Raw genomic sequence first — 20,627 nt, 5'->3', positions numbered from 1 at the left:
AAGATTGTTTAATTAATCTAGATTTAGAACCTTTTAGCTTTTAGTAAAAAAGTAATAATTACCACGTTCAAGTCTATTTTTTATGCGATATCAAAAAATGACTCATATCATCAATATACTGGTATCTTCAAGACCTTTTTCTCTTAACTCAGATGCTCATATTTTTTCAAGAAAGCATCAGATGTTGACAAATTCTAGTAGGATAAATGCCAATAATAACATTTATATGTTGTAAAAACAGGTATGCGTTTTTATGGGTGGTTTTTCAATATTGAACATAAAACTCATTTAAAATAATTAATGAGTTTTATGTTTATTAAGATAATTAAATAAAAGATTGATTATAATAATTAGTTACTTTTAGGCATTGCAACTAACTTTTTTAGGATAAAATTGAGAATGACACCATAAAGTGGCAAAAAGAATAATCCGCAAATTAGAATTTTAAAACTATAGTCCATTAACGAAATTTCGATCCAATGATTTGCCATAAATTCATCGTTACTTTGATAAAATGCGATAGCAAAAAAGACAATAGTATCAATACCATTACCAAATATTGCTGATGCTGTTGGGGCAACCCACCATGATTTGTTTTTTCTTAAATAGTTAAAAACAGTAATATCCATTAGTTGTCCAACTAAATAAGCGGCAAAACTAGCCAATGCAATTCGAAATACGAAGCTATTAAATTCCGTCAATGCTGATAATCCAATCCAATGGGTTTCAAAAAATAGTACCGAAATCAGGTATGAAAATAACAATGCAGGAATCATTACAACAAAAATGATTTTTCTGGCTAAACTAGCACCATAAATTCGAATAGTCAGATCGGTAGTTAAAAAGATAAACGGAAAAGTGAATGCCCCCCAAGTTGTTTGAAAACCAAAAATTTCGAATGGGATTTGGACTAAATAATTGCTTGAAGCAATAACCAATATGTGAAAAAAAGCCAACCAGTAAAGCGCTTTTTGCTTTTGTTTACGGGTAAAACTTTTTTCTATCGATTCTGAATGAACATTTAAGTACATCTTTTTTCCTTTTTAATGGGGGTGAGAGAACCCAATGATGAATGAATTTATTTAGCTTGAGCCATATATTCTTGTAGGCCCTTATTGCGCAATAAACAACTTGGACACTTACCACATCCCCCTTCAACACCGTAATAACAGGTGTGAGTATTTTTTTGAACATAATCAAGATAATCTAGTTTATCAGCCATTTCCCACGTTTGCGCTTTAGTCAAATACATCAGTGGCGTGATGAGATTAAACGCATAGTCCATGGCTAAATTCATTGATACATTCATTGATTTAATAAAGACATCACGGCAATCTGGATAACCACTAAAATCGGTTTCACAAACTCCAATAATAATGTCAGAAATTCCTTGTTGCTTAGCATGACAGCCAGCCAAAAGTAAAAAAAGCATATTACGCCCATCAACGAAGGTATTGGGGTAATCGCCATCTTGAGCTGCTTTAATTTCTTGAGCGTCATCAATCAACGCATTATTTGTAGTTTGTTTGATAACTGATGTATCAATGACAGTTTGCTTAATACCAAGATCATCAGCGATCCATTTGGCTTTTTCAAGCTCTATTGCGTGGCGTTGACCATAGCGAAAACTGATTGCCTGAACGTTTTCACGTCCATAATCAGCAATGGCTTGCAGTAAGCAAGTGGTTGAGTCTTGCCCACCAGAAAATATAACTAGTGCTTTACGAGTTTGCATTAATGTTCCTGTTAAGATAGATTAAATTAGCGATTATCCACTTTTTCTGGATACATGTCGTGATTGGCTAATCGATTAGCCGCAACTTGTTCCCAATGAGTACCCAATTTGCCATAATTGGCATAAGGATCAATCGAAATACCGCCACGAGGTGTAAATTTCCCCCAGACTTCGATATATTTAGGATCCATTAATTTAATTAGATCTTTCATAATAATATTAATGCAATCTTCGTGGTAATCGCCATGATTCCGAAAGCTGAACAGATAGAGTTTTAATGATTTACTTTCGACCATTTTAATCTTGGGCACGTACGAAATATAAATTGTCGCAAAATCAGGTTGCCCCGTGATAGGACAAAGACTAGTAAACTCTGGGCAATTAAATTTAACAAAATAATCGTTATTCGGATGTTTATTATCGAACGTTTCGAGTATTTCAGGACAATAGGTTGTTGGATAGCGAACAGACTGATCGCCTAGTAGTGTAATTTTACTCATTATTTTTCCTTAGTTTTTTAGCGTGGGAGGTTCACGAACCACGTAACAAGACGCACACCATACTCTTTTTGCTTAAAAAAGTCTAGTACAGCAAGAGGATTATACAAAATATAAAACTAACACCATCAACAATAGCCATCGATGGTATTAATGATAAAAATGTCGTTAGAAAGTAAGAAAACTGGAAAATAGCCTAATCATTATAGCTTACTCTGAACCCAATTCTTTATAAAAATCAGATAATTTAGTTTTAGCTTCATCAAGTTCCATTTCGGCATCAGCTAATTTTGTTTGTTGTTTGATAATTTTCTGTTTATTACCTTTTGCTCTTGCTTGTTCTAATTCTTTAGTCCTTTCAGCCACTTTATTTGATTTTTCACTAATCCTTTTGTTATATTTGGCTTCTAAATCATCATTTGAACAATGCTCATTTACTTCGCGTAATGCTTTTTCAAGCCCTTGGATTTGATGAGAATTATTATTTTTTTTAACATAAACAATCTGTTTTTCAATGGACTGTTTTTTGCTTTCACACGTTAGTCCATCTGATTGACCATTTGAGGCATAAACACCAAATGAAAATGAAATAGCCAAAGTAATAATACTTAATTTACAGACCAACCAATTTACTGATTTCATATAAATTTTCCTTAAGTTTATTTTCTTAATTGGACACAATCAACTTTATGATCTTTACCTTTAGTTAGAATAAGACTCGCTCGTTCTTTTGTCGGTAAAATATTTTCAACTAAATTTAATTCATTAATTTCTCGCCAAATACGGTTAGCAATATTTGTAGCTTCATGTTCTGGAAGTTTTGAGTAGTGATTAAAATAAGAGTTAGGATCGCTAAATGCACCCTCCCTAAATTTTAAAAACCGATTTACATACCAGTCATGTAATAATGACACATCAGCATCAACATAAATTGAAAAATCAACATAATCCGAAACAAAAACACGATTATTCGCTTGTGGATAATTCAGCGTACTTTGCAGTACATTCAAACCTTCAAGAATCAAAATGTCAGGACTATCAATAACGATTTCTTCATCTTCGACAATATCATAAACTAAATGAGAATAAACGGGTGCTTTAACTTGTGCCTGTCCTGATTTTATATCAGCAACAAAATTAAGCAATTTTTTTATATCGTAAGACTGAGGAAACCCTTTTTTATTCATTATTCCACGTTCTTCAAGGCATCTATTTGGATATAAAAAACCATCGGTTGTCACCAAAGCTACCTTGCGATGTTCAGGCCAACGGGTTAATAATGCTTGTAGCACTCTGGCGGTAGTACTTTTACCTACAGCAACACTACCTACAATGCCAATAATGTAAGGCGTCTTTTGGCTTTTACCTAAGAATTTAGATAGGATAGCTTGCCGATTAAAATTATTGCTGATGTAATAATTAAGCAATCTAGATAAAGGTAAATAAATTTCACTCACTTCATCCATGGATAAATCTTCATTAATACCTTGTAACGAAACTAATTCATCTGCAGTTAAAGTCATTGGTACAGTATTACGTAAGCTAGCCCATTCTTGACGATTAAATTTCAGATAAGGGCTTAAGTGATTTTTCATTTTATATTGTTCTCTAATTCGATTTAACAAATTTATTTGGCTCAGATTATACATAAATTTCTTTTTTTACAATCTTAAATTAGCATGACGTCATCATCATAGCTATATTTTGGACTTACTGATAAAATACGTTTGTAAAATGATTAACCCTAATATTAGACAGAGATTTTATGTTAAAAAATAAATCAAAACAGAAAGCTAAAAAAAGCCGTCAAGAGATTAATGAAGAATCTCGGGAACTGAAGCGTAAACGCAAACACAAAGGTTTACCAAGTGGCTCTCGCTTTAATAAACTAGATAATAATAAAAATAAAAATTCGACAAAAACAACCAAAGATCCAAGAGTGGGTAGCAAAAAACCTATTTCTTTAATTGTTGAAGATTCTAACAATATAGAAAAACCTGTTAAACAATCTAAAACAATTAAAACGATTTTATCGCCACAACAAGAATTAGAACAGTTAGAAAACGATCCAAAATTAGATATGTTACTTGATCTAGTCGAGCAAAATGTCAAACTCACTAAAGATCAACAAATTTATCTTGATAGCAAATTGAATCGTATCGATGAACTGATGCAAGAGCTTGGTTATACTGATGACGACTTTGATGATTTTGAAGAATTAGATGAAAAGAAAGAAAATATTGTTAGTTTATTAAAACGAAACTAATGATAGTAAAATATAATCGGCAATCGTGATAGTATGTATCTTGATATCAGTAGGAATATAATCTATTGGATTATATTCCTACTGATAATTTAAACTTAAAATCCATTATTTTTATTCAGTCAATTAATAATTAACAGTGAGCAAATCATAGTGCCAATATTAATTATGTTAAGTTTATATTTTGGGTTGTTGATTTGCACATTGTTATATTTAAATAAAACTAATCGAATCAAAATTAAAACCAAAATCAATAACCAACAAAAAGCAATACTAAAAATTCATAAAAATAATAACACTAAAAATAGACATAAGCGGAAGTAAAAAGTATGACTGATACGCAATTATGGGATCAAGCGTTAATTGAAAAATATAATTATTCTGGCCCAAGATATACCTCTTACCCTACTGCACTTGAATTTAACGAAAAATTTAATGAGCAGGAATTTTTATCGGCGGCAACTCGTTATCCTACAAAGCCGTTGTCGCTTTATGTACATATTCCATTTTGTCATAAGCTTTGTTATTTTTGTGGTTGTAATAAACTTATAACTCGCCAAACACAAAAAGTTACCAAATACCTTGATATTTTAGAAATTGAAATTGCTGAACGTGCAAAATTATTCAAACATCGCACGGTAACACAAATGCACTGGGGTGGTGGTACACCAACTTTTTTAAACGATGCTGAAATTACTCGATTGATTACCTCGTTAAAAAAACATTTTAATTTTGTTGCTAATGCCGAACTATCCATCGAAATTGATCCGCGTGAAATTACACCTCAAACGATTGACCATTTAGCAAGCGTAGGTTTTAATAGGCTAAGTATGGGAATTCAAGACTTTAATCACGAAATCCAAAGTCTAATTAATCGCGAACAAGACGAAACATTAATACGGTCTCTTATTAATCAAGCACGTAAAAATAATTTTCACTCAATTAGTTTAGATTTAATTTATGGCCTACCAAAACAAACCATTGAAGGTTTTGCCGAAACGCTTAATAAAGTGATCGAGATTTCTCCCGATCGTTTAAGTGTTTTTAATTATGCCCACTTACCGAGCCGTTTTGCTGCCCAACGAAAAATTAAAGATGATGATTTGCCTAATGCCAATCAAAAATTACAGATCCTACAAACAAGTATTAAAAAGTTAACCGAAGCTGGTTATCAATTTATCGGCATGGACCATTTTGCTAAGCCTTATGATGATTTAGCTATTGCTCAACAAGAAAATAAATTACATCGTAATTTTCAGGGGTATACAACTCAAGGTGATACTGATTTACTTGGGCTTGGTGTATCGGCCATTAGTATGTTAGGTGATAGTTATGCACAAAATCAGAAAGATCTAAAAAACTATCAAACTCAAGTTGAGAAAAAAAGACATGGATTATGGAAAGGATTCACCTTAAATAGTGACGATAAGATTCGTCGTGATGTGATAAAACAGCTTATTTGTCATTTTCATTTAGATAAAAATGTCATTGAACAGCAATACCAAATTCAATTTGATGATTATTTTTCCGAAGATTTAAAATTACTGGCGCCATTGCAAAAAGATGGATTAGTGACAATCAATAATAATATGATTGAAGTCCAACCTAAAGGACATTTATTGATACGCAATATCTGTATGTGCTTTGATATTTATATGAGAAAAATAGCACGGCAACAGCAGTTTTCTAGGGTTATTTAATTTGAAATCTTTTCTCTAATTACTGTAAACAACAGATATGATTTCTACAAAGTAAATATTATGATAAGTTTTAGTGAAATTTAACAAAAGAAAGTAATAATTTATTTATTTTTGTTGTGATTAAAGGTTAGCTTTTAAATTCACAATTTTCAGTCTTTAGGCATGAAACTAAAGCAAGAAAGCTCATTTCATCAAATAAGAAGAATATGTGTGGCAATTATTTTCTTTGTGTTAGCTATGTTTATAGCACTAAAAATTATCCTAGATTAATTGATGATTATAAAATATCACACAATCCAGATGTGGTTGACTATCATGCAGGAGTAAAATGTCATCTAAGAGGTATTGTTGAGAATTGTTCAATGAAAATTATCACTAATACAGGACAAGTTATTAAACGTGATTCCCTCGGTGGGATAAAAAACAATCAAGTTGTAACTGTGGCTTCTGCCGATGATCCTTCACTAGTAACATTGTTTTAGCTATTGATAATATGCTGAGTCAATTTGTGATTACTGTAACTATCCCCTAAAATAGTACAGCAAAAAAGTAGAAAATTCTCTATGATAAAAGTAAAGGGGATTTAATTATGAAAAAAATGACCGAACATCAAATCGTGGCTATTTTAAAAGAAGCTGAAACTGGTATTCCTGTTAAAGAGCTGTGCCGTAAATATAGCATGGGTAATTCAACTTTCTATAAGTGGCGAGAAAAATACGGCGGAATGGAAACTTCGGATATCAAACGCTTAAAGGAGCTTGAAGCCTAAAACCGCAAGCTTAAGCAGATGTTTGCCGAGCTGAGCTTAAAATCACAGCTTCAGGAAGAAATCATAAAAAAGCTTTAGTGCCAACAAAGGCACGTAAAACGTGGGCACAGCAACTACAACAAAATCATTCTGTTACTATAGCTATGAGCTGCGCTATCGTTGGCTTAAGCCGTTGTGCTTACTATTATCAACCTAAGTTACAGGATGATTCAGTGATTATTTCGGTGTTGAATGCTATCACAGACCGGCATTTACGCTGGGGCTTTCCTAAATGCTTTAATCGTATTAAAAAGCTCGGCTATCAATGGAACCATAAGCGTGTTTATCGGGTGTATTGTGAATTAAAGCTTAATCTCAGAGTAAAGCGTAAAAAACGCATTCCTCCACGATGCCCGGAAAAGCTATTGGTGCCTAATAAACAAGGTGAATGTTGGTCAATGGATTTTATGAGTGATAGTAGCCGTAATCAACGTCGCTTTAGAACATTCAATGTCATCGATGACTTTAATCGTGAGGCGTTAGGTATTAATATTGCAGTAAGCTTACCAGCAGGAAGAATTACCCGTTACTTAGATAAACTGGCCGAATATCATGGGTATCCATTAAAAATACGGGTCGATAATGGACCAGAATTTACAGGAAAAACCTTTATAAACTGGGCTAAATCACATGATATAGTCATTGATTATATAAAGCCTGGTAGCGCTTATCAAAATGGCTATATTGAACGATTTAATCGTACCTATCGTACTGAAGTACTCGATTTATATCTTTTTAACAACTTAGCACAAGCAAGGAGAATAACCGAAGAATGGCTAACGATTTATAACACCGAAAGACCGCATGAGGCATTAAATAACATGACACCGATTGAGTATAAAACACTAAAACAGGCAGCTTAATTTTCTACGTGAATTGTGTACTAAGTTTGGGGGTATTTACATAACAGCTTTATATCAGGCAAAAAAATGCTCAAGGTGCAGATGTTAAATGTATAGCTACTGTTAATAAAAACTCAAACGGTGGACCAATCATTATAGGTGATATGACTAAAAATAAATGTAATGTCTTGGCCATAATCGGGCAAAATAATCCTATTCCTATTCTTCTTGATCAAAACTTTACACGCTGTGATTTTACCTATAATGAAATTCAAGCATTAAAAGAAGTTCTCTGTTAATGCAGATATGATATCAATAATAGTGTGAAACCAGTTTAAGTTTAAATATTTAAATTTTATATATAGGGCGATAGCATCGCCCTATTTCTTAAAACTTGTGATATGTATTGCAACTTATTTTTTTTAAGAAAAAATAAACATACTGCACTTATTAATGGCTTGCTAGATAAACCTTAAATTTTGTCGTTTGTGCAATCACTTCAACGCTTTTGAATGTTTCATCTAAAATGGTTTGATACGGTAAAAATGAATTTGCCACAATGCACAAATAACCATTTAATTTTAGGTGTTTTTTTGCTTCTTTGATTAACGTATTGACGGCCGTGTAATCAGTCTGTTTACCATCATGAAAAGGTGGATTCGAAACAATAAGATGATATTTATTATTTAGATTTGAAAAAACGTCACTCGCTACAACTGTGGCATTAACATGATTACGGTTTAACGTGGCTTTACTTGATTCAATTGCTGCACTGCTTACATCAGATAACGTTAGTGCTATATCAGGGTATAATTTCCCTAGTACCGTGGATAAGATGCCCGAACCACATCCCACATCTAATACATTACCTTTAATGATATCAGTATGATCCATCAATGCATTTAACAGTAGTTCACTGCCAGCATCTAACCCTTTTTGGCTAAAAACACCGGGTAAACTTTTGATTTCAATATTCTGATTTTCAATAGTTAAATGATAACTTAACCACCATTCATCAAGATCAAAAGCTAAACGGCTATCCGCCTGAAAATGATATAAGCCACAGCGCCTTGCACTATCGATTTTTTGAATTGTACCAAAATCACTCAATAAAGTTTCCGCACTTTTTACACCGGTTCTATTTTCACCAATAATAAAAATATCACTACCTTTTGGCATATTATGCAATAAATAAGAAAGCTGGAATTGTGCTTCACTTTTAGTTTTTGGCCAATAGTAAATCAACGTATTCATTCCAACGTAAAAATCCGCTTCGGGCAATAATGAAAAATAGGTGTGATTGCCTCGTGCACTAGATTTTAGACGTAAATAAGTATGAAATTGTGTGCAATGAATCTTAACTTGATTTGCCGACATAATAGATGGATAATTATCCTGAATATCACCAGCTATCAGCACATTTTTATCGTTAAAAAATGTTTGGTGACGCTCAAGTACTTGACTTGCTGGGGTAAAAGCAGATGTTGCCATATTTCCTCAATGAAAAACCTTTATAAATTGATGCATTGATTATACAATTAACTATCTTTAATCTCTAATAAAAAACAGTAAGTCAATAATGACACTACAAGATTGGTATCTAAAACAGTGCAGCATAACTCAATACGTTTTGAGGAATGCTAATGTTTTCAAAGGTGAAATAGCGACACAAATAAGTGAAGAAATTAGATTGATTGTAGTTGCAGAACAAAAACCAACACAAAAAATCTATTATGATATTTTAAATGCTATCCATCTAACTGAAAAACAAGTATTGTTTTTAACGCCACAACAATTAATTATTCCTGCTGATGAAATTAATACAGTAGTTTGGTTCATTGATATTACCTTGGATGAGTCTTGGATTAACCCATTAACTATTCAAACAACCAGTTTAAATCAGCTTGCAAAAGCACCACAACAAAAACGCCTACTATGGCAACAATTATGTCAATATGAAAACTATTTCCATCCTCACCGAACATGATTTAAAAAAAACTTTTGAATTAGAAAAGATTTGCCATGCAATTCCTTGGTCAAAACAAACATTCTTTTCAAACCAAGGTGAACGTTATCTCAATTTTAAAATAACGATTAATAACCAAATAGTTGGGTTTTGTATTTGCCAACATGTAGCAAATGAAGCAAATTTATTTAACATTGCAATACATCCCGATTTTAGAAAGCAAGGACTAGCAAGAGAGCTGCTCAACCATTTAATAGATACGTTAATAACGATAAAATCGCCCTATCCAATCTCAACCCTTTGGCTTGAAGTCAGACAATCAAATACGGCAGCACTTAAGCTTTATCACACGCAGGGATTTAACCAAATAACGATTAGAAAAAATTATTACCCAACAACTAATGGTAAACAAGAAGACGCTATTATCATGGCATATACTTTGGCTTTATGATTTACCAATAAAATGAGCAAAAGGAAAAAAGTGTAATGTCACAAAATAGAGCTTTACTTTTTATTAATGGTGAGCCACCACAACATGACTTTCACCATTTGGATAATTATACTTATATTGCTTGCACAGATGGGGCTTATCATAATTATCTGTCGACTTTGTCAATCGAACCAAACTTTATTATTGGCGATTTAGATAGCTATAATCCTAACAAAGCAATTCCACATAAAACTAAAATTATTCATACACCTGACCAAAATAAAACTGATTTTGAAAAAGCAATTTTGTTTTTAGCAGGTAAAGGGGTGAAAGCATTTGATGTTTATGGTGCTAGTGGCCATGCTAGCGATCACTTTTTGGGGAATATTTCTGTTGCAATAAGATATTATCATCAGTATCAAATTACCTTTTATGATAATTATTGTCATTTCTTTTTTGCCAAACATTATCAAGAAATAACCAATGTAAAAGATCATATTATTTCACTAATGCCATTTTCGAAAGTAACTGGAGTAACCATTACAGGCTTTCAATACCCCTTAATTGATGCCACATTATCGCTAGGAGGAGTTGTGAGTTTAAGAAACAAAGCGATTAGTGATTTGATTAAAATATCCTTTAAAAACGGTGATTTAATGGTCTTCGTTGAGAATTGAAATAATGTCAATTGACATTTATATTTACATTACTTTACAATCTCCCTTTACAAAAGAAGAAATATAATTGTAGTTCAAGGAAATTCGCCATGCTTCTCAAAAAACTTTCTGTGCTAGTTTGCGCATCTTTCGTTTCTTGTGTTTTTGCCCAAACAAATAATATACAGGATGAAACAGATAAGGTAATTGATACATTTTTGCAATGTGATAATCAGTTTTTTGAACAATTATCTAAACACAAAGAGTCAATAAATCAATACGTTGATTTAGCAACCACTCCCGATAATGTAACTTATATTCCTGTTGAATCTATTCAAAAAACCGACAAAAATAAAGTTATGTTTAAAAAACCACTTAAGTATCATGATTTAGAAATTGTTGGCTATCAAAATATTTATATTCCAACTACTTTATCTGGTCAGTTTCTTTATTGGGGATTTATCTTTGATAACAAGCAAGATGAAATTAAAAGTGCTTTAAGCAATATTAATTGGTTACACTATAGCCAAAATACTTACATAGCAAACGCCAAAATTTATGATAGAAAATCAAAATCTAAAACATGGGAAGATGATATTTATGCCATCGATGGTGTTATTCCAAGGTTTGGTACAATTAATAAAGCGCTTTATTTAGAATCTTCTGCTAATAATCAAAGTAGTATTTTTTGTTCTATTCAAGGCGATTTAGAAAAAGAAACAATTCTTACGACTCGCCCAGATCTAAAACCAATCATCAAAAAACAAGAAGCTGAACTGCAAGAGCGAATTAAAGTAAACCAAGAAAAAATGCAAAAAGAAAAACAACAATCTCATCCACAAATTAACTCTACAGAAACCAACTCAAAAGATGGAGATAATATTTAAATGAAAAAGGTCAGTTTATTTTTAGTTCTCCTGTCTTTTGCAACATTTAATTATGCAGTTGAAGAAATAGCCAATAGCAACGCTAAAACAAGTAAAAATACAGAAGTAGAAAGCTTAAAAGATCCTAGAATAGGTGAAAAATTCATTCCAACATCTAAAATAAATGAAGATCATTCTATTAGTTATTCTTTTTTAGATAGAAAATCTATCAAACGCCATCCTTTCAATCCTAGAATTCGTGTATTTAATGAAGTAACTAATTACAGCCCTGCATTGGTGCAAAAAAATGCAGATGGTACTGAAACTTTTTATCACTCCATAAAGATTGAATATTATGCCAATTGTGACAAAATGGAGTTAGCAAAAGGGAAATTTAAGATTATCGAAAAAAACTTTGGTGATGGTAAATTAGTCAATACAATTGAAATACCAAGCCGTTGGATATCTATAACTCAAGACAACGAACGGTATAAGCTACTTGTTATTGCCTGTTCCTTACCACTAGCTAATTAATTGTTGTTAAATCATAACAAATTTTACTCTCGCCGCCTTGCTGTGTGGCAGAGTATATCTATTTATGCTAATATCATTCCATTATTTATTTGAATGAATATATCTTTATGAATATCTCACAATTCCACATCCTTACCGATCAATTGTTCAATAAAATCGAACTATTTTTAGATGATTATGCAGCTGAACATGACATCGATTTAGACTATGAAACAAACGGTAATGTCATCACCGTTAGTTTTCCCAATAGCAGTAAATTCATCGTTAATACCCAAGAACCTCTTTTTCAGGTTTGGTTAGCCACACAAAAACAGGGTTATCATTTTGATTATATTAATAATAGTTGGATTTGCAATCGAACCAACAAGTCGTTTGAGCAGATTTTTTCTGAATCTGTAAAAGAGCAAACCGATCAATAACACATAAAAAACGGAAATTAGTTTATATTTAATTCCCGTTTAAGAAAGTGTCACAAAATCTTACTTAAAAAAATCTACAATAAAGTAAGATTTGCTAATTTAATTACTAGCCATTTTATACCTTCATTAACAAAAGCAATTTGTACTCGCTTATGATCACCTTCGCCATCAAGATTAACAATAGTTCCTTCACCAAAACGTTTATGTAACACTTTACGTCCTAATTTATAACCATCACATTGATGGTTCATTTTAGGGTAAGATTTTCTTTCCTCAAGCAACACAGATCCTTGATAACTAATTTCATTTAATTTATCAACTGGTAATTCAGACAAAAAACGCGAAGGTAAATTACGTTCTTCACGTCCATAGAGGCGCCTTATTTGAGCTAATGACAATGTTAGACACTTACGTGCTCTAGTAATACCGACATATGCAAGGCGCCTTTCTTCTTCCATTTTATCGAAATCTTGAGAAGATCTTAAGTCTGGAAATATACCCTCTTCTAATCCAACGATAAAGACATTGTTAAATTCAAGGCCTTTAGCAGAATGCAGAGTCATTAATTGGACTGTATCTTGTTCATTAATCACATCTCGGCTTTCTAGTGACGTATATGCTAAAAATGATTCTAGAACAGTTAAAGTCTTACCTGTTTCTCTATCTTTAATAAGGGTATTTTCATTAGAACGATAAAACTGCTCAGCAGCCGATAACAATTCTTCAAGATTTTCTAACTTTGATTGCCCTTTAATGCCGGGCTCTTGCTCATACATCTGCAATATACCAGATAGCTTGATAATACTATCAAGTTGTTTATAAAATGGCTTAAGTTCTACTTCATTGAAGATAGATTCCATCAATTCCAAAAAACGACCAATGCCCGAACGTTGTCGATCAGTAAAAGAATTAGTTTGAATTAGCATTATACACGCATCCCATAATGAAATATTATACTGCTTTGCAGTCAATCTAACTTTATCTAGCGTGACATTGCCAATACCTCGTGTTGGAGTATTGATTGTAGCTTCAAACGCCATGTCATTATTGTGATCATGTAATAGCCGTAAATAGGCAAGTGCTAATTTTACTTCTTGTCGTTCATAAAAGCGAATAGAGCCATAAATTTGATAAGGTAAACCTGCTTGTAACAATGTATCTTCAAATATACGTGATTGTGCATTATTACGGTACAATATCGCACAATCTGCGTACTTTCCACCTTCGTCATGGATTTTTTTTATTTGACCAACAACAAATCTTGCCTCATCAATATCATTAAAACCAATATAAAGTGAAATTAGTTCACCATCGCCTATATCTGTCCATAAATTTTTACCTAGTCGATTTTGATTTTTTGATATCAATTTATTCGCAACATCTAAAATATTACTGGTTGAACGATAATTTTGTTCCAGTCGAATAATCTCAGTTTCAGGGTAATCGTTTATAAATAATTGGAGATTATCTGCATTAGCACCGCGCCAACTGTAAATAGACTGATCATCATCCCCCACAATCATCACATTAGCAGTATTCCCTGCTAGTTTTTGTACCAAATGATATTGGATCTTATTAGTATCTTGAAATTCATCAATTAAGATATTACAAAAACGATGATGACAATAATTTAAAACGTCTTGATTACGACAAAGCAGTTCATACGTTCTCAAAATTAATTCTGAAAAATCAACATATCCAACTCTATCACAAATAGTTTGATAGTCACGATAAATCGTTTGCCACATCACTTGTTTAGGATCTTCAGGAATAATATCTTCCGCACGCAATCCCTTTTCCTTTTGAGAAGAAATAAAAGCAGCACATTGTTTAGGCGACCATTGCTTTTCGTCGATTTTTAGTTCACGAAAAATTCGCTTAATAAGCCTTACTTGGTCTTCTGAATCAATAAGCTGAAAATTAGACGGCAACTTTGCTTGTTCAGAAAACATACGTAACAAACGATGAGTTAATCCATGAAACGTACCCACCCACATACCATTAAAGTAACCTTCGCCCACTAGTGCTTGAATACGTTCCTGCATTTCAGTAGCAGCTTTATTAGTGAAAGTGACCGCAAAAATTGATCCTGGTGAATAATGCTTCTCAACACAAAGCCACGCAATACGATGAACTAAAACTCGCGTTTTACCACTCCCTGCACCAGCAAGAACAATGGAATATTGGTTATCAGTAGTAACTGCTTTTTGTTGATCTACATTTAGACAATCTAGTAATGATTTATTAATTTCCATTAAATACAAACCTATTTGGATAATAGAAATCACCAACTGACATTAATATTGAGAGAATTATTAATATTTTCATCATGTCCCGAATACATTTTTTGACTGGAAACCAACAGAACATAAAGATAGAGTTTCTAAAATACAGTATCCCTTTACTCATAAAAACTTATATTTACATCACTGTTTATTTGTACAGATAATAAGTTTATTATAACAGATTCTCTAACTCAGGCAATTGGGTTATTTCGATGTGAGGTAAACATCTAGTGTCATCAAGATGTAAAATATTCTGGTTATAAATATTGATAAAACAGGCTAAAAAACCATTATTAATAGCACCATTAACATCCGTTAATAAATTATCACCCACGTGTAAAATAGAGTATGATGAAATATTAAGCTTACGAGATGCTAAATCAAAAATTTCAGGAAAAGGTTTAGAACGTCCGTGCTCGCCACCACGTAGTGAAAATTGGAAATAATCACCCAAGCCAATTTTATTAATATCAACATTACCATTAGTAATAGCGGCTAAAGGATATTTAGTGGCTAATTTGGTTAATAGTGAATGTGTTGATTCAGGAACTTTCATTTTGTGCCGCCAATAAATAAAACAATTCATTGATTCATCGATAACATCAGCAAATTTTGATACTGGTATATTGGTTTTATTTAATAGCGACTTAATAGTTTGAATTCGCCAAACATTTACATCGTGATAAATTTCAGGATCAAACGCAAGTACAGTGCGTTTTTCAGCAATGTATTCGGATAACTTAAGCGTGCGTAATTGCTCATACCCTTGAAGCGTTTTGAGCATTTTCTCTTCTGCATTTTCAACAATCATGTTGTTATTATATAAAGTGTCATCTAGATCGAAAGTAAATGCTTTAATTGTATTAATAGAGCGATAAAAGTGCACCGTTATTTTCCTCTTTTAGCTCGTGGATGTGCTGAATCATAAACTTCAGATAGATGTGCAAAATCCAAATGCGTATAAACTTGAGTCGTTGATAAATCAGCATGCCCAAGCAACTCTTGAACTGCTCGCAAATCTCCACTTGATTCTAGCATATGAGTTGCAAATGAATGACGTAATTTGTGAGGATGAACATGGCTGCTTAAACCTTGTTTAACTCCCCACTGAGCAAACCGTTTTTCAACATTTCGCGCTGAAATACGCTTACCCAATTTGGAAATAAATAAAGCATCATCATGTGGTGCTAAAAAATCTCGCATTGACAACCAGTGTTTAATCCATTTGATAGATTCTCGACCTAATGGCAGTTTCCGCTCTTTATTACCCTTACCCATTACGCGAATTTCACCATCAACAAGATTCAATTCTCGACAGTTAAGACTAACTAATTCAGAAAGGCGTAATCCAGAACCATACATAACTTCAAGCATAGCTCTATCACGAACAGAAAGAGGATCGTCATGGTCAATATCAAGCAATTGATTAATCTCATCAATATCAATATTTTTGGGTAAGTGTTGACCTAATTTTGGATTTAGCACGCCTCGAGCTGGATTAGCAGTAAGCTGCTCTTTTTTTACCATCCAATCACAAAAACTACGCAAAGCAGAAAGTCTTAAAGATAAGCTTCTTGCTTGTAATCCTGTCTGTTTGCTACGACTGATTAACAATCTAACTGCAGATGAATCCAAATTTTGCCAGTTCGAAATTTCAGCTTCACTTGCCAACGAAATAAGCGCATAAAGTTGACGCCGATAATTAATCTGAGTATTTAAGCTTAACTGCTTTTCTGACTTTAGATAATTTAAAAATTGATCAACGGGCAACGTTAATGTCATATTATCTTTTTTATTAGGCTGCACCATGATATGTCCTTATTTTGTTCGCATAATCCATCTACTAATTAAAATTGGTAAAATTTCACTCATTTTTTCAAGTAATAATGTACCTTGCCCAGATTGATAATGTTCTGGATTAGCGCTAGTAAACATTAAAAGCCCTAAATCACCAAATTGACCTAACAAAGATAATGCCACTGAGCCAACATAACCGTGTTCATCAGGTAATAAAAAATCAAGCTCGGTTGAATTTAATGTACCTAAATACTGTTGACTATACTGGAAATGTCTGACACGAATAAAATCAAATCGTGATGAATCTAAAGCTATGTAATGGTAATTTGATGGCGCACTAAGCAGCCATTTATCGTCAAAAAGGTATAAATAAGCGCCGCTAAGTCCTAATGATTTTGCCCATGCATTTAATAATATAATTAGTTGATTTAAATCCTGTGTTTTAATTAATTCAATTTGTAGATCCATTAGCTGGTTAAACAACAATTCGTTAGCACTGGCATGCTCTAGTAACGATGAAATTTCGCACTCTAATTGGTTGATTTTGTTGCGCTGTCGCGCCATGTTCCATTCAGGTAAAGAAATCATACCTCGAACAGGATGAGGCACTCGCATACTCTCAACATGTCGTGCATTTCTCACAAAAAATTCAGGATTATCGATAATATATTGACAAACAATTTCATCATTTAATTTTAATGATGAAGGTGATCGTCGCGCTTTTTTTACTCTTAAATTTCGTATATTTTTACCAACCATAATTAGCGTCTAATTTATTACCGTGTTATCTCATGTTTCTACCACTTTCGGTTAAACAATAGAAATTAAATAAACCCAATATAATAACCAATCTTTTGGCTTTATCATTTTCTGCCAATAAGTTACAGAATTTATCGGTGATGATATTAAAGTCAAGTAGCAATAAAACCATCATATACATGCGTAGCAGGCCCAGTCATATAAAGTGGCTGATTTCCACCTTTCCACTCAATCAATAATTTGCCACCAGGTAAATTAACATTAACATGTTTGTTTAATAACCCTTGATTAATACCCACTGCTACCGCTGCACAGGCACCAGTACCACAAGCTTGTGTCTCGCCAACCCCACGTTCGAATACACGCAAGTTAATATTATTGCGATCAATAATATGCATAAATCCAATATTGGCACGTTCAGGAAAGCGTTCATGTTGTTCTAATAACGGACCTATTGTTGCTACTTTTGCTGTTACAATATTATCGACTTGAACAACACAATGAGGATTACCCATAGATGCAACACCACATAATATAGTCTGTTCTTGTGCTCTGATTATATAGGTTTTTTCTTCTTTGATGGCTTTAAAAGGAATTTTATTAGGTTCAAAAATAGGCTGTCCCATATTTACACGCACGGTATTATCATCATTTACAGTTAAAATAATATTGCCTTTCATGGTACTAACTTTTAATACTCGTTTTCGGCTAAGGCCTTTTAAACGAACAAAACGTGCAAAACAGCGCGCTCCATTACCACATTGTTCAACCTCAGAACCATCAGAATTAAAAATACGATAATGAAAATCACTATCTGGTACATAAGGTGGCTCAACAATAAGGAGTTGATCAAACCCGACACCAGTATATCGATCTGCCATACGTTTAATCATTTCTGTCGAAAGATGAACATTTTGCGTCACCGCATCAATAACCATAAAATCATTTCCGAGTCCATGCATTTTTGAAAAGTTCATCGTTAGTTTACCTTCTGTTGTCAAACATGTTTTTCTTTTTTACTTTTAGTTTAAACTGTTTACCAACATCAACTAAAAGAGGAATGCTATTATGATTAAGCATTCAATAAACTGTTTAAATATTATAAAACCACTTCACCTCGCCATAAATCAGCGAAGGATTCACGCTGGCGAATTAATTTATGTTGTTTATCATCAATAAGCATCACTTCTGCTGGTCGTAAATGGCTATTATAATTCGATGCCATACTAAAACCATAAGCACCAGCACTACAAATTACCAACAAATCATCTTGTTTAACCGACAGCTCGCGCTGATAAGCCAATATATCGCTAGATTCACAAATAGGCCCCACAACATTATAGGCAAAAAATTCATCGCCAGCTTGTGGTTGCTTTTCAGGTAATACTTTCATCCAAGCATCGTAAAGAGCGGGTCGAATTAAGTCATTCATACCTGCATCGACAATTGCAAAATGGTTATTATCTTGGTGTTTGGTATATTCCACCTTAGTAATTAGCAAACCTGAATTAGCAACAATCGAACGCCCAGGTTCGAACAAAATTTCAATATCAGGATAATCAACTAATTTGTTCTTAAGTTCGGTTACAAGTTGCGATGCTGTTGGTGGTTGTTCGTTATCATAACAGACCCCTAAACCTCCACCTAAATCAATATGTTCAATTACAATATTATTAGATTGCAATTTATCAACTAAAGCGAGTATACGATCGGCAGCATCAAGAAATGGTGACAATTGAGTTAATTGAGAGCCAATATGGCAATCAATACCAACGATTTTAATGTTAGCTAATGAGCTTGCCTTTCGATAAACATCTAAAGCTAACTCATAGCTAATACCAAATTTATTTTCGCGAAGACCTGTTGAAATATAAGGATGTGTTTTAGCATCCACATCAGGATTGATTCTCAATGAAATCGGTGCAATTTTACCTAATCTTTTAGCAACTTCATCAACTCGGTATAATTCATCCTCAGATTCAACATTAAAGCACTTAATACCAACTTCAAGCGCACGTTCAATTTCAACTATTGATTTAGCAACACCTGAAAAGACAATTTTTTTAGGATCTGCTCCTGCTTTTAATACTCGTTCTAACTCACCTTGTGAAACAATATCAAAACCAGCACCCAGTTTTGCAAGTAAACTCAAAACTGCCAAATTACTATTAGCTTTAACCGCATAACAAACCAAATGTTTATTATTAACCAAAGCATGTTCATATTCTAAAAACTGTTTACTTATGTATTCAGCCGAATAAACATATAATGGTGTACCATATTGCTTAGCAAGATCTGCTATCGCTATCTGATTGGCAAATAAGCGATTGTGTTGATAATTTAAAAAATCCATCACTTTATTCCATTATGCAGTTTTAATAAATAAATCAGATTGAATTGAGGCTGTGGTTATTTTTGCTTGCTGCATTACTATTTTTTCAACAGGAAGATAAAGCGGACCTTTTAATCCACATCCCACTAATACCAATGTAACAAAACAGACAGAGAGTAATTTTATAGTTGATTTCATACAATTTTCGCAATTCTTTCCATTTTTTATAATGCTATCTATATTACACGATAGGCACAATGCTGCAAAGCGCAAATCATCATACATTCTCCAAACAGATATACAAAATTGAGAGAATAGTAGTTTGAGTAATCAGTCATAATGTCTATGGTAATTCGAAAAACTCATAAAGCATTTGAGCTTTTGTTTTCTATCTTTTGAATCGCTAAATATTTGCTGATTATGCCACATCTCAATTCAAAGTTCGTATCACTCTTTCGGCTTTCCCATTCGTTTGTGAGTAGGCGGGTTTGGTTAATTCTTGATTAATACGATGGTTATTACACATTTTGACATCTTCAATATATTTTTCGACTTATTGATAATGCTACCATCTTGTTTGACTTTTACAACAAGACAGTCCAAATAAACCATTGATCCTCGCCAAAAAAGTGGACAAAATTCGCCTCTATGATATAAACAAAAATCATAGGAGACAAATATCATGGTCAGAAAATTTAGTATCGAATTCAAACAACAATCAGTGGATTATGCGTTATC

Annotated in this window: 22 protein-coding genes, 1 pseudogene and 1 riboswitch; of the genes and pseudogenes, 10 read left to right on the top strand and 13 right to left on the bottom strand. The window is 32.9% G+C overall.

Annotation, left to right across the window (positions count from 1 at the left end; all coding sequences use genetic code 11):
- Positions 1-350: 350 nt before the first annotated feature.
- The 5 genes from ACGH49_RS09040 to coaA form a co-directional block, all read right to left on the bottom strand.
- Positions 351-1,031 (bottom strand): 7-cyano-7-deazaguanine/7-aminomethyl-7-deazaguanine transporter, encoded by a 681-nt coding sequence (locus tag ACGH49_RS09040; protein ID WP_411589078.1) that lies wholly within the window; start codon positions 1,029-1,031, stop codon positions 351-353.
- Between the two features lie 47 nt (positions 1,032-1,078).
- Positions 1,079-1,735 carry a 7-cyano-7-deazaguanine synthase QueC gene (gene queC / locus ACGH49_RS09035; protein WP_411589077.1) on the bottom strand — a complete coding sequence of 219 codons (657 nt, stop codon included), beginning with the start codon at positions 1,733-1,735 and terminating at the stop codon, positions 1,079-1,081.
- Positions 1,736-1,761: 26 nt separating this feature from the next.
- Positions 1,762-2,235, bottom strand: a complete 474-nt coding sequence (queF, locus tag ACGH49_RS09030; RefSeq protein WP_411589076.1) for a preQ(1) synthase — start codon at positions 2,233-2,235, stop codon at positions 1,762-1,764.
- A gap of 3 nt (positions 2,236-2,238) precedes the next feature.
- Positions 2,239-2,283, bottom strand: a riboswitch (PreQ1 riboswitch).
- A gap of 159 nt (positions 2,284-2,442) precedes the next feature.
- The gene (locus ACGH49_RS09025) at positions 2,443-2,874 is read right to left on the bottom strand and encodes a DUF1090 domain-containing protein (RefSeq protein ID WP_411589075.1); all 432 of its coding nucleotides are present in this window, start codon (positions 2,872-2,874) and stop codon (positions 2,443-2,445) included.
- Between the two features lie 17 nt (positions 2,875-2,891).
- The gene (coaA, locus tag ACGH49_RS09020; RefSeq protein ID WP_411589074.1) at positions 2,892-3,827 is read right to left on the bottom strand and encodes a type I pantothenate kinase; all 936 of its coding nucleotides are present in this window, start codon (positions 3,825-3,827) and stop codon (positions 2,892-2,894) included.
- A 170-nt stretch (positions 3,828-3,997) separates the two neighbouring features.
- Here coaA and yihI point away from each other — a divergent pair, with 170 nt between their 5' ends.
- The 4 genes and pseudogenes from yihI to ACGH49_RS09000 all read left to right on the top strand — a co-directional run bounded on the left by yihI (position 3,998) and on the right by ACGH49_RS09000 (position 7,866).
- The gene (gene yihI, locus ACGH49_RS09015) at positions 3,998-4,498 is read left to right on the top strand and encodes a Der GTPase-activating protein YihI (RefSeq protein ID WP_411589073.1); all 501 of its coding nucleotides are present in this window, start codon (positions 3,998-4,000) and stop codon (positions 4,496-4,498) included.
- A gap of 326 nt (positions 4,499-4,824) precedes the next feature.
- Positions 4,825-6,195, top strand: a complete 1,371-nt coding sequence (gene hemN / locus ACGH49_RS09010; protein WP_065606205.1) for an oxygen-independent coproporphyrinogen III oxidase — start codon at positions 4,825-4,827, stop codon at positions 6,193-6,195.
- 206 nt (positions 6,196-6,401) lie between these two features.
- Positions 6,402-6,677 carry a hypothetical protein gene (locus tag ACGH49_RS09005; protein ID WP_411589072.1) on the top strand — a complete coding sequence of 92 codons (276 nt, stop codon included), beginning with the start codon at positions 6,402-6,404 and terminating at the stop codon, positions 6,675-6,677.
- 107 nt (positions 6,678-6,784) lie between these two features.
- A pseudogene (locus ACGH49_RS09000) lies at positions 6,785-7,866 on the top strand (IS3 family transposase).
- A 429-nt stretch (positions 7,867-8,295) separates the two neighbouring features.
- Here ACGH49_RS09000 and rsmC read toward each other — a convergent pair.
- Positions 8,296-9,336 carry a 16S rRNA (guanine(1207)-N(2))-methyltransferase RsmC gene (gene rsmC / locus ACGH49_RS08995; RefSeq protein WP_411589071.1) on the bottom strand — a complete coding sequence of 347 codons (1,041 nt, stop codon included), beginning with the start codon at positions 9,334-9,336 and terminating at the stop codon, positions 8,296-8,298.
- An 88-nt stretch (positions 9,337-9,424) separates the two neighbouring features.
- Between rsmC and ACGH49_RS08990 the strand changes: the two genes are divergently transcribed.
- The 6 genes from ACGH49_RS08990 to cyaY all read left to right on the top strand — a co-directional run bounded on the left by ACGH49_RS08990 (position 9,425) and on the right by cyaY (position 12,716).
- Positions 9,425-9,832, top strand: a complete 408-nt coding sequence (locus tag ACGH49_RS08990) for a DNA polymerase III subunit psi (RefSeq protein ID WP_411589070.1) — start codon at positions 9,425-9,427, stop codon at positions 9,830-9,832.
- Positions 9,801-10,262 carry a ribosomal protein S18-alanine N-acetyltransferase gene (gene rimI, locus ACGH49_RS08985; protein WP_411589069.1) on the top strand — a complete coding sequence of 154 codons (462 nt, stop codon included), beginning with the start codon at positions 9,801-9,803 and terminating at the stop codon, positions 10,260-10,262. The genes ACGH49_RS08990 and rimI overlap by 32 nt, the downstream gene beginning before the upstream one ends.
- Before the next feature lie 35 nt (positions 10,263-10,297).
- Positions 10,298-10,918 carry a thiamine diphosphokinase gene (locus ACGH49_RS08980; RefSeq protein WP_296208296.1) on the top strand — a complete coding sequence of 207 codons (621 nt, stop codon included), beginning with the start codon at positions 10,298-10,300 and terminating at the stop codon, positions 10,916-10,918.
- Between the two features lie 89 nt (positions 10,919-11,007).
- The gene (locus ACGH49_RS08975) at positions 11,008-11,784 is read left to right on the top strand and encodes a hypothetical protein (RefSeq protein ID WP_296208298.1); all 777 of its coding nucleotides are present in this window, start codon (positions 11,008-11,010) and stop codon (positions 11,782-11,784) included.
- Positions 11,785-12,297 carry a surface-adhesin E family protein gene (locus ACGH49_RS08970; RefSeq protein WP_296208301.1) on the top strand — a complete coding sequence of 171 codons (513 nt, stop codon included), beginning with the start codon at positions 11,785-11,787 and terminating at the stop codon, positions 12,295-12,297.
- Between the two features lie 107 nt (positions 12,298-12,404).
- On the top strand, positions 12,405-12,716 hold the full coding sequence (cyaY, locus tag ACGH49_RS08965; protein ID WP_296208304.1) for an iron donor protein CyaY: 312 nt from the start codon (positions 12,405-12,407) through the stop codon (positions 12,714-12,716).
- Between the two features lie 74 nt (positions 12,717-12,790).
- Here the strand turns inward: cyaY and uvrD are convergent, their stop codons facing one another.
- The 7 genes from uvrD to lptM all read right to left on the bottom strand — a co-directional run bounded on the left by uvrD (position 12,791) and on the right by lptM (position 20,087).
- A complete protein-coding gene (gene uvrD, locus ACGH49_RS08960) occupies positions 12,791-14,971 on the bottom strand; it encodes a DNA helicase II (protein WP_411589068.1) in 2,181 nt (726 codons plus the stop codon).
- Positions 14,972-15,173: 202 nt separating this feature from the next.
- Positions 15,174-15,887 (bottom strand): 5-amino-6-(5-phospho-D-ribitylamino)uracil phosphatase YigB, encoded by a 714-nt coding sequence (yigB, locus tag ACGH49_RS08955; protein WP_296208310.1) that lies wholly within the window; start codon positions 15,885-15,887, stop codon positions 15,174-15,176.
- A gap of 2 nt (positions 15,888-15,889) precedes the next feature.
- Entirely contained in the window at positions 15,890-16,810 is a 921-nt protein-coding gene (xerC, locus tag ACGH49_RS08950) for a tyrosine recombinase XerC (RefSeq protein WP_411589067.1), read from the bottom strand.
- Between the two features lie 9 nt (positions 16,811-16,819).
- Complete coding sequence (locus ACGH49_RS08945) at positions 16,820-17,557, bottom strand: DUF484 family protein (RefSeq protein WP_141674015.1); 738 nt, start codon at positions 17,555-17,557, stop codon at positions 16,820-16,822.
- A gap of 152 nt (positions 17,558-17,709) precedes the next feature.
- Positions 17,710-18,534 carry a diaminopimelate epimerase gene (dapF, locus tag ACGH49_RS08940; protein ID WP_296208317.1) on the bottom strand — a complete coding sequence of 275 codons (825 nt, stop codon included), beginning with the start codon at positions 18,532-18,534 and terminating at the stop codon, positions 17,710-17,712.
- A gap of 122 nt (positions 18,535-18,656) precedes the next feature.
- On the bottom strand, positions 18,657-19,910 hold the full coding sequence (gene lysA, locus ACGH49_RS08935) for a diaminopimelate decarboxylase (protein ID WP_411589066.1): 1,254 nt from the start codon (positions 19,908-19,910) through the stop codon (positions 18,657-18,659).
- Between the two features lie 12 nt (positions 19,911-19,922).
- Positions 19,923-20,087: an LPS translocon maturation chaperone LptM gene (gene lptM / locus ACGH49_RS08930; protein ID WP_411589065.1), complete on the bottom strand. Its 165-nt coding sequence runs from the start codon at positions 20,085-20,087 to the stop codon at positions 19,923-19,925.
- Positions 20,088-20,627 lie beyond the last annotated feature (540 nt).

The sequence above is a fragment of the Gilliamella sp. BG7 genome (assembly GCF_046635565.1).
Classification (GTDB): domain Bacteria; phylum Pseudomonadota; class Gammaproteobacteria; order Enterobacterales; family Orbaceae; genus Gilliamella; species Gilliamella apicola_P.
The sequence above is the reverse complement of the archived record's forward strand: the minus strand, read 5'-3'. Positions and strand labels throughout refer to the sequence as shown.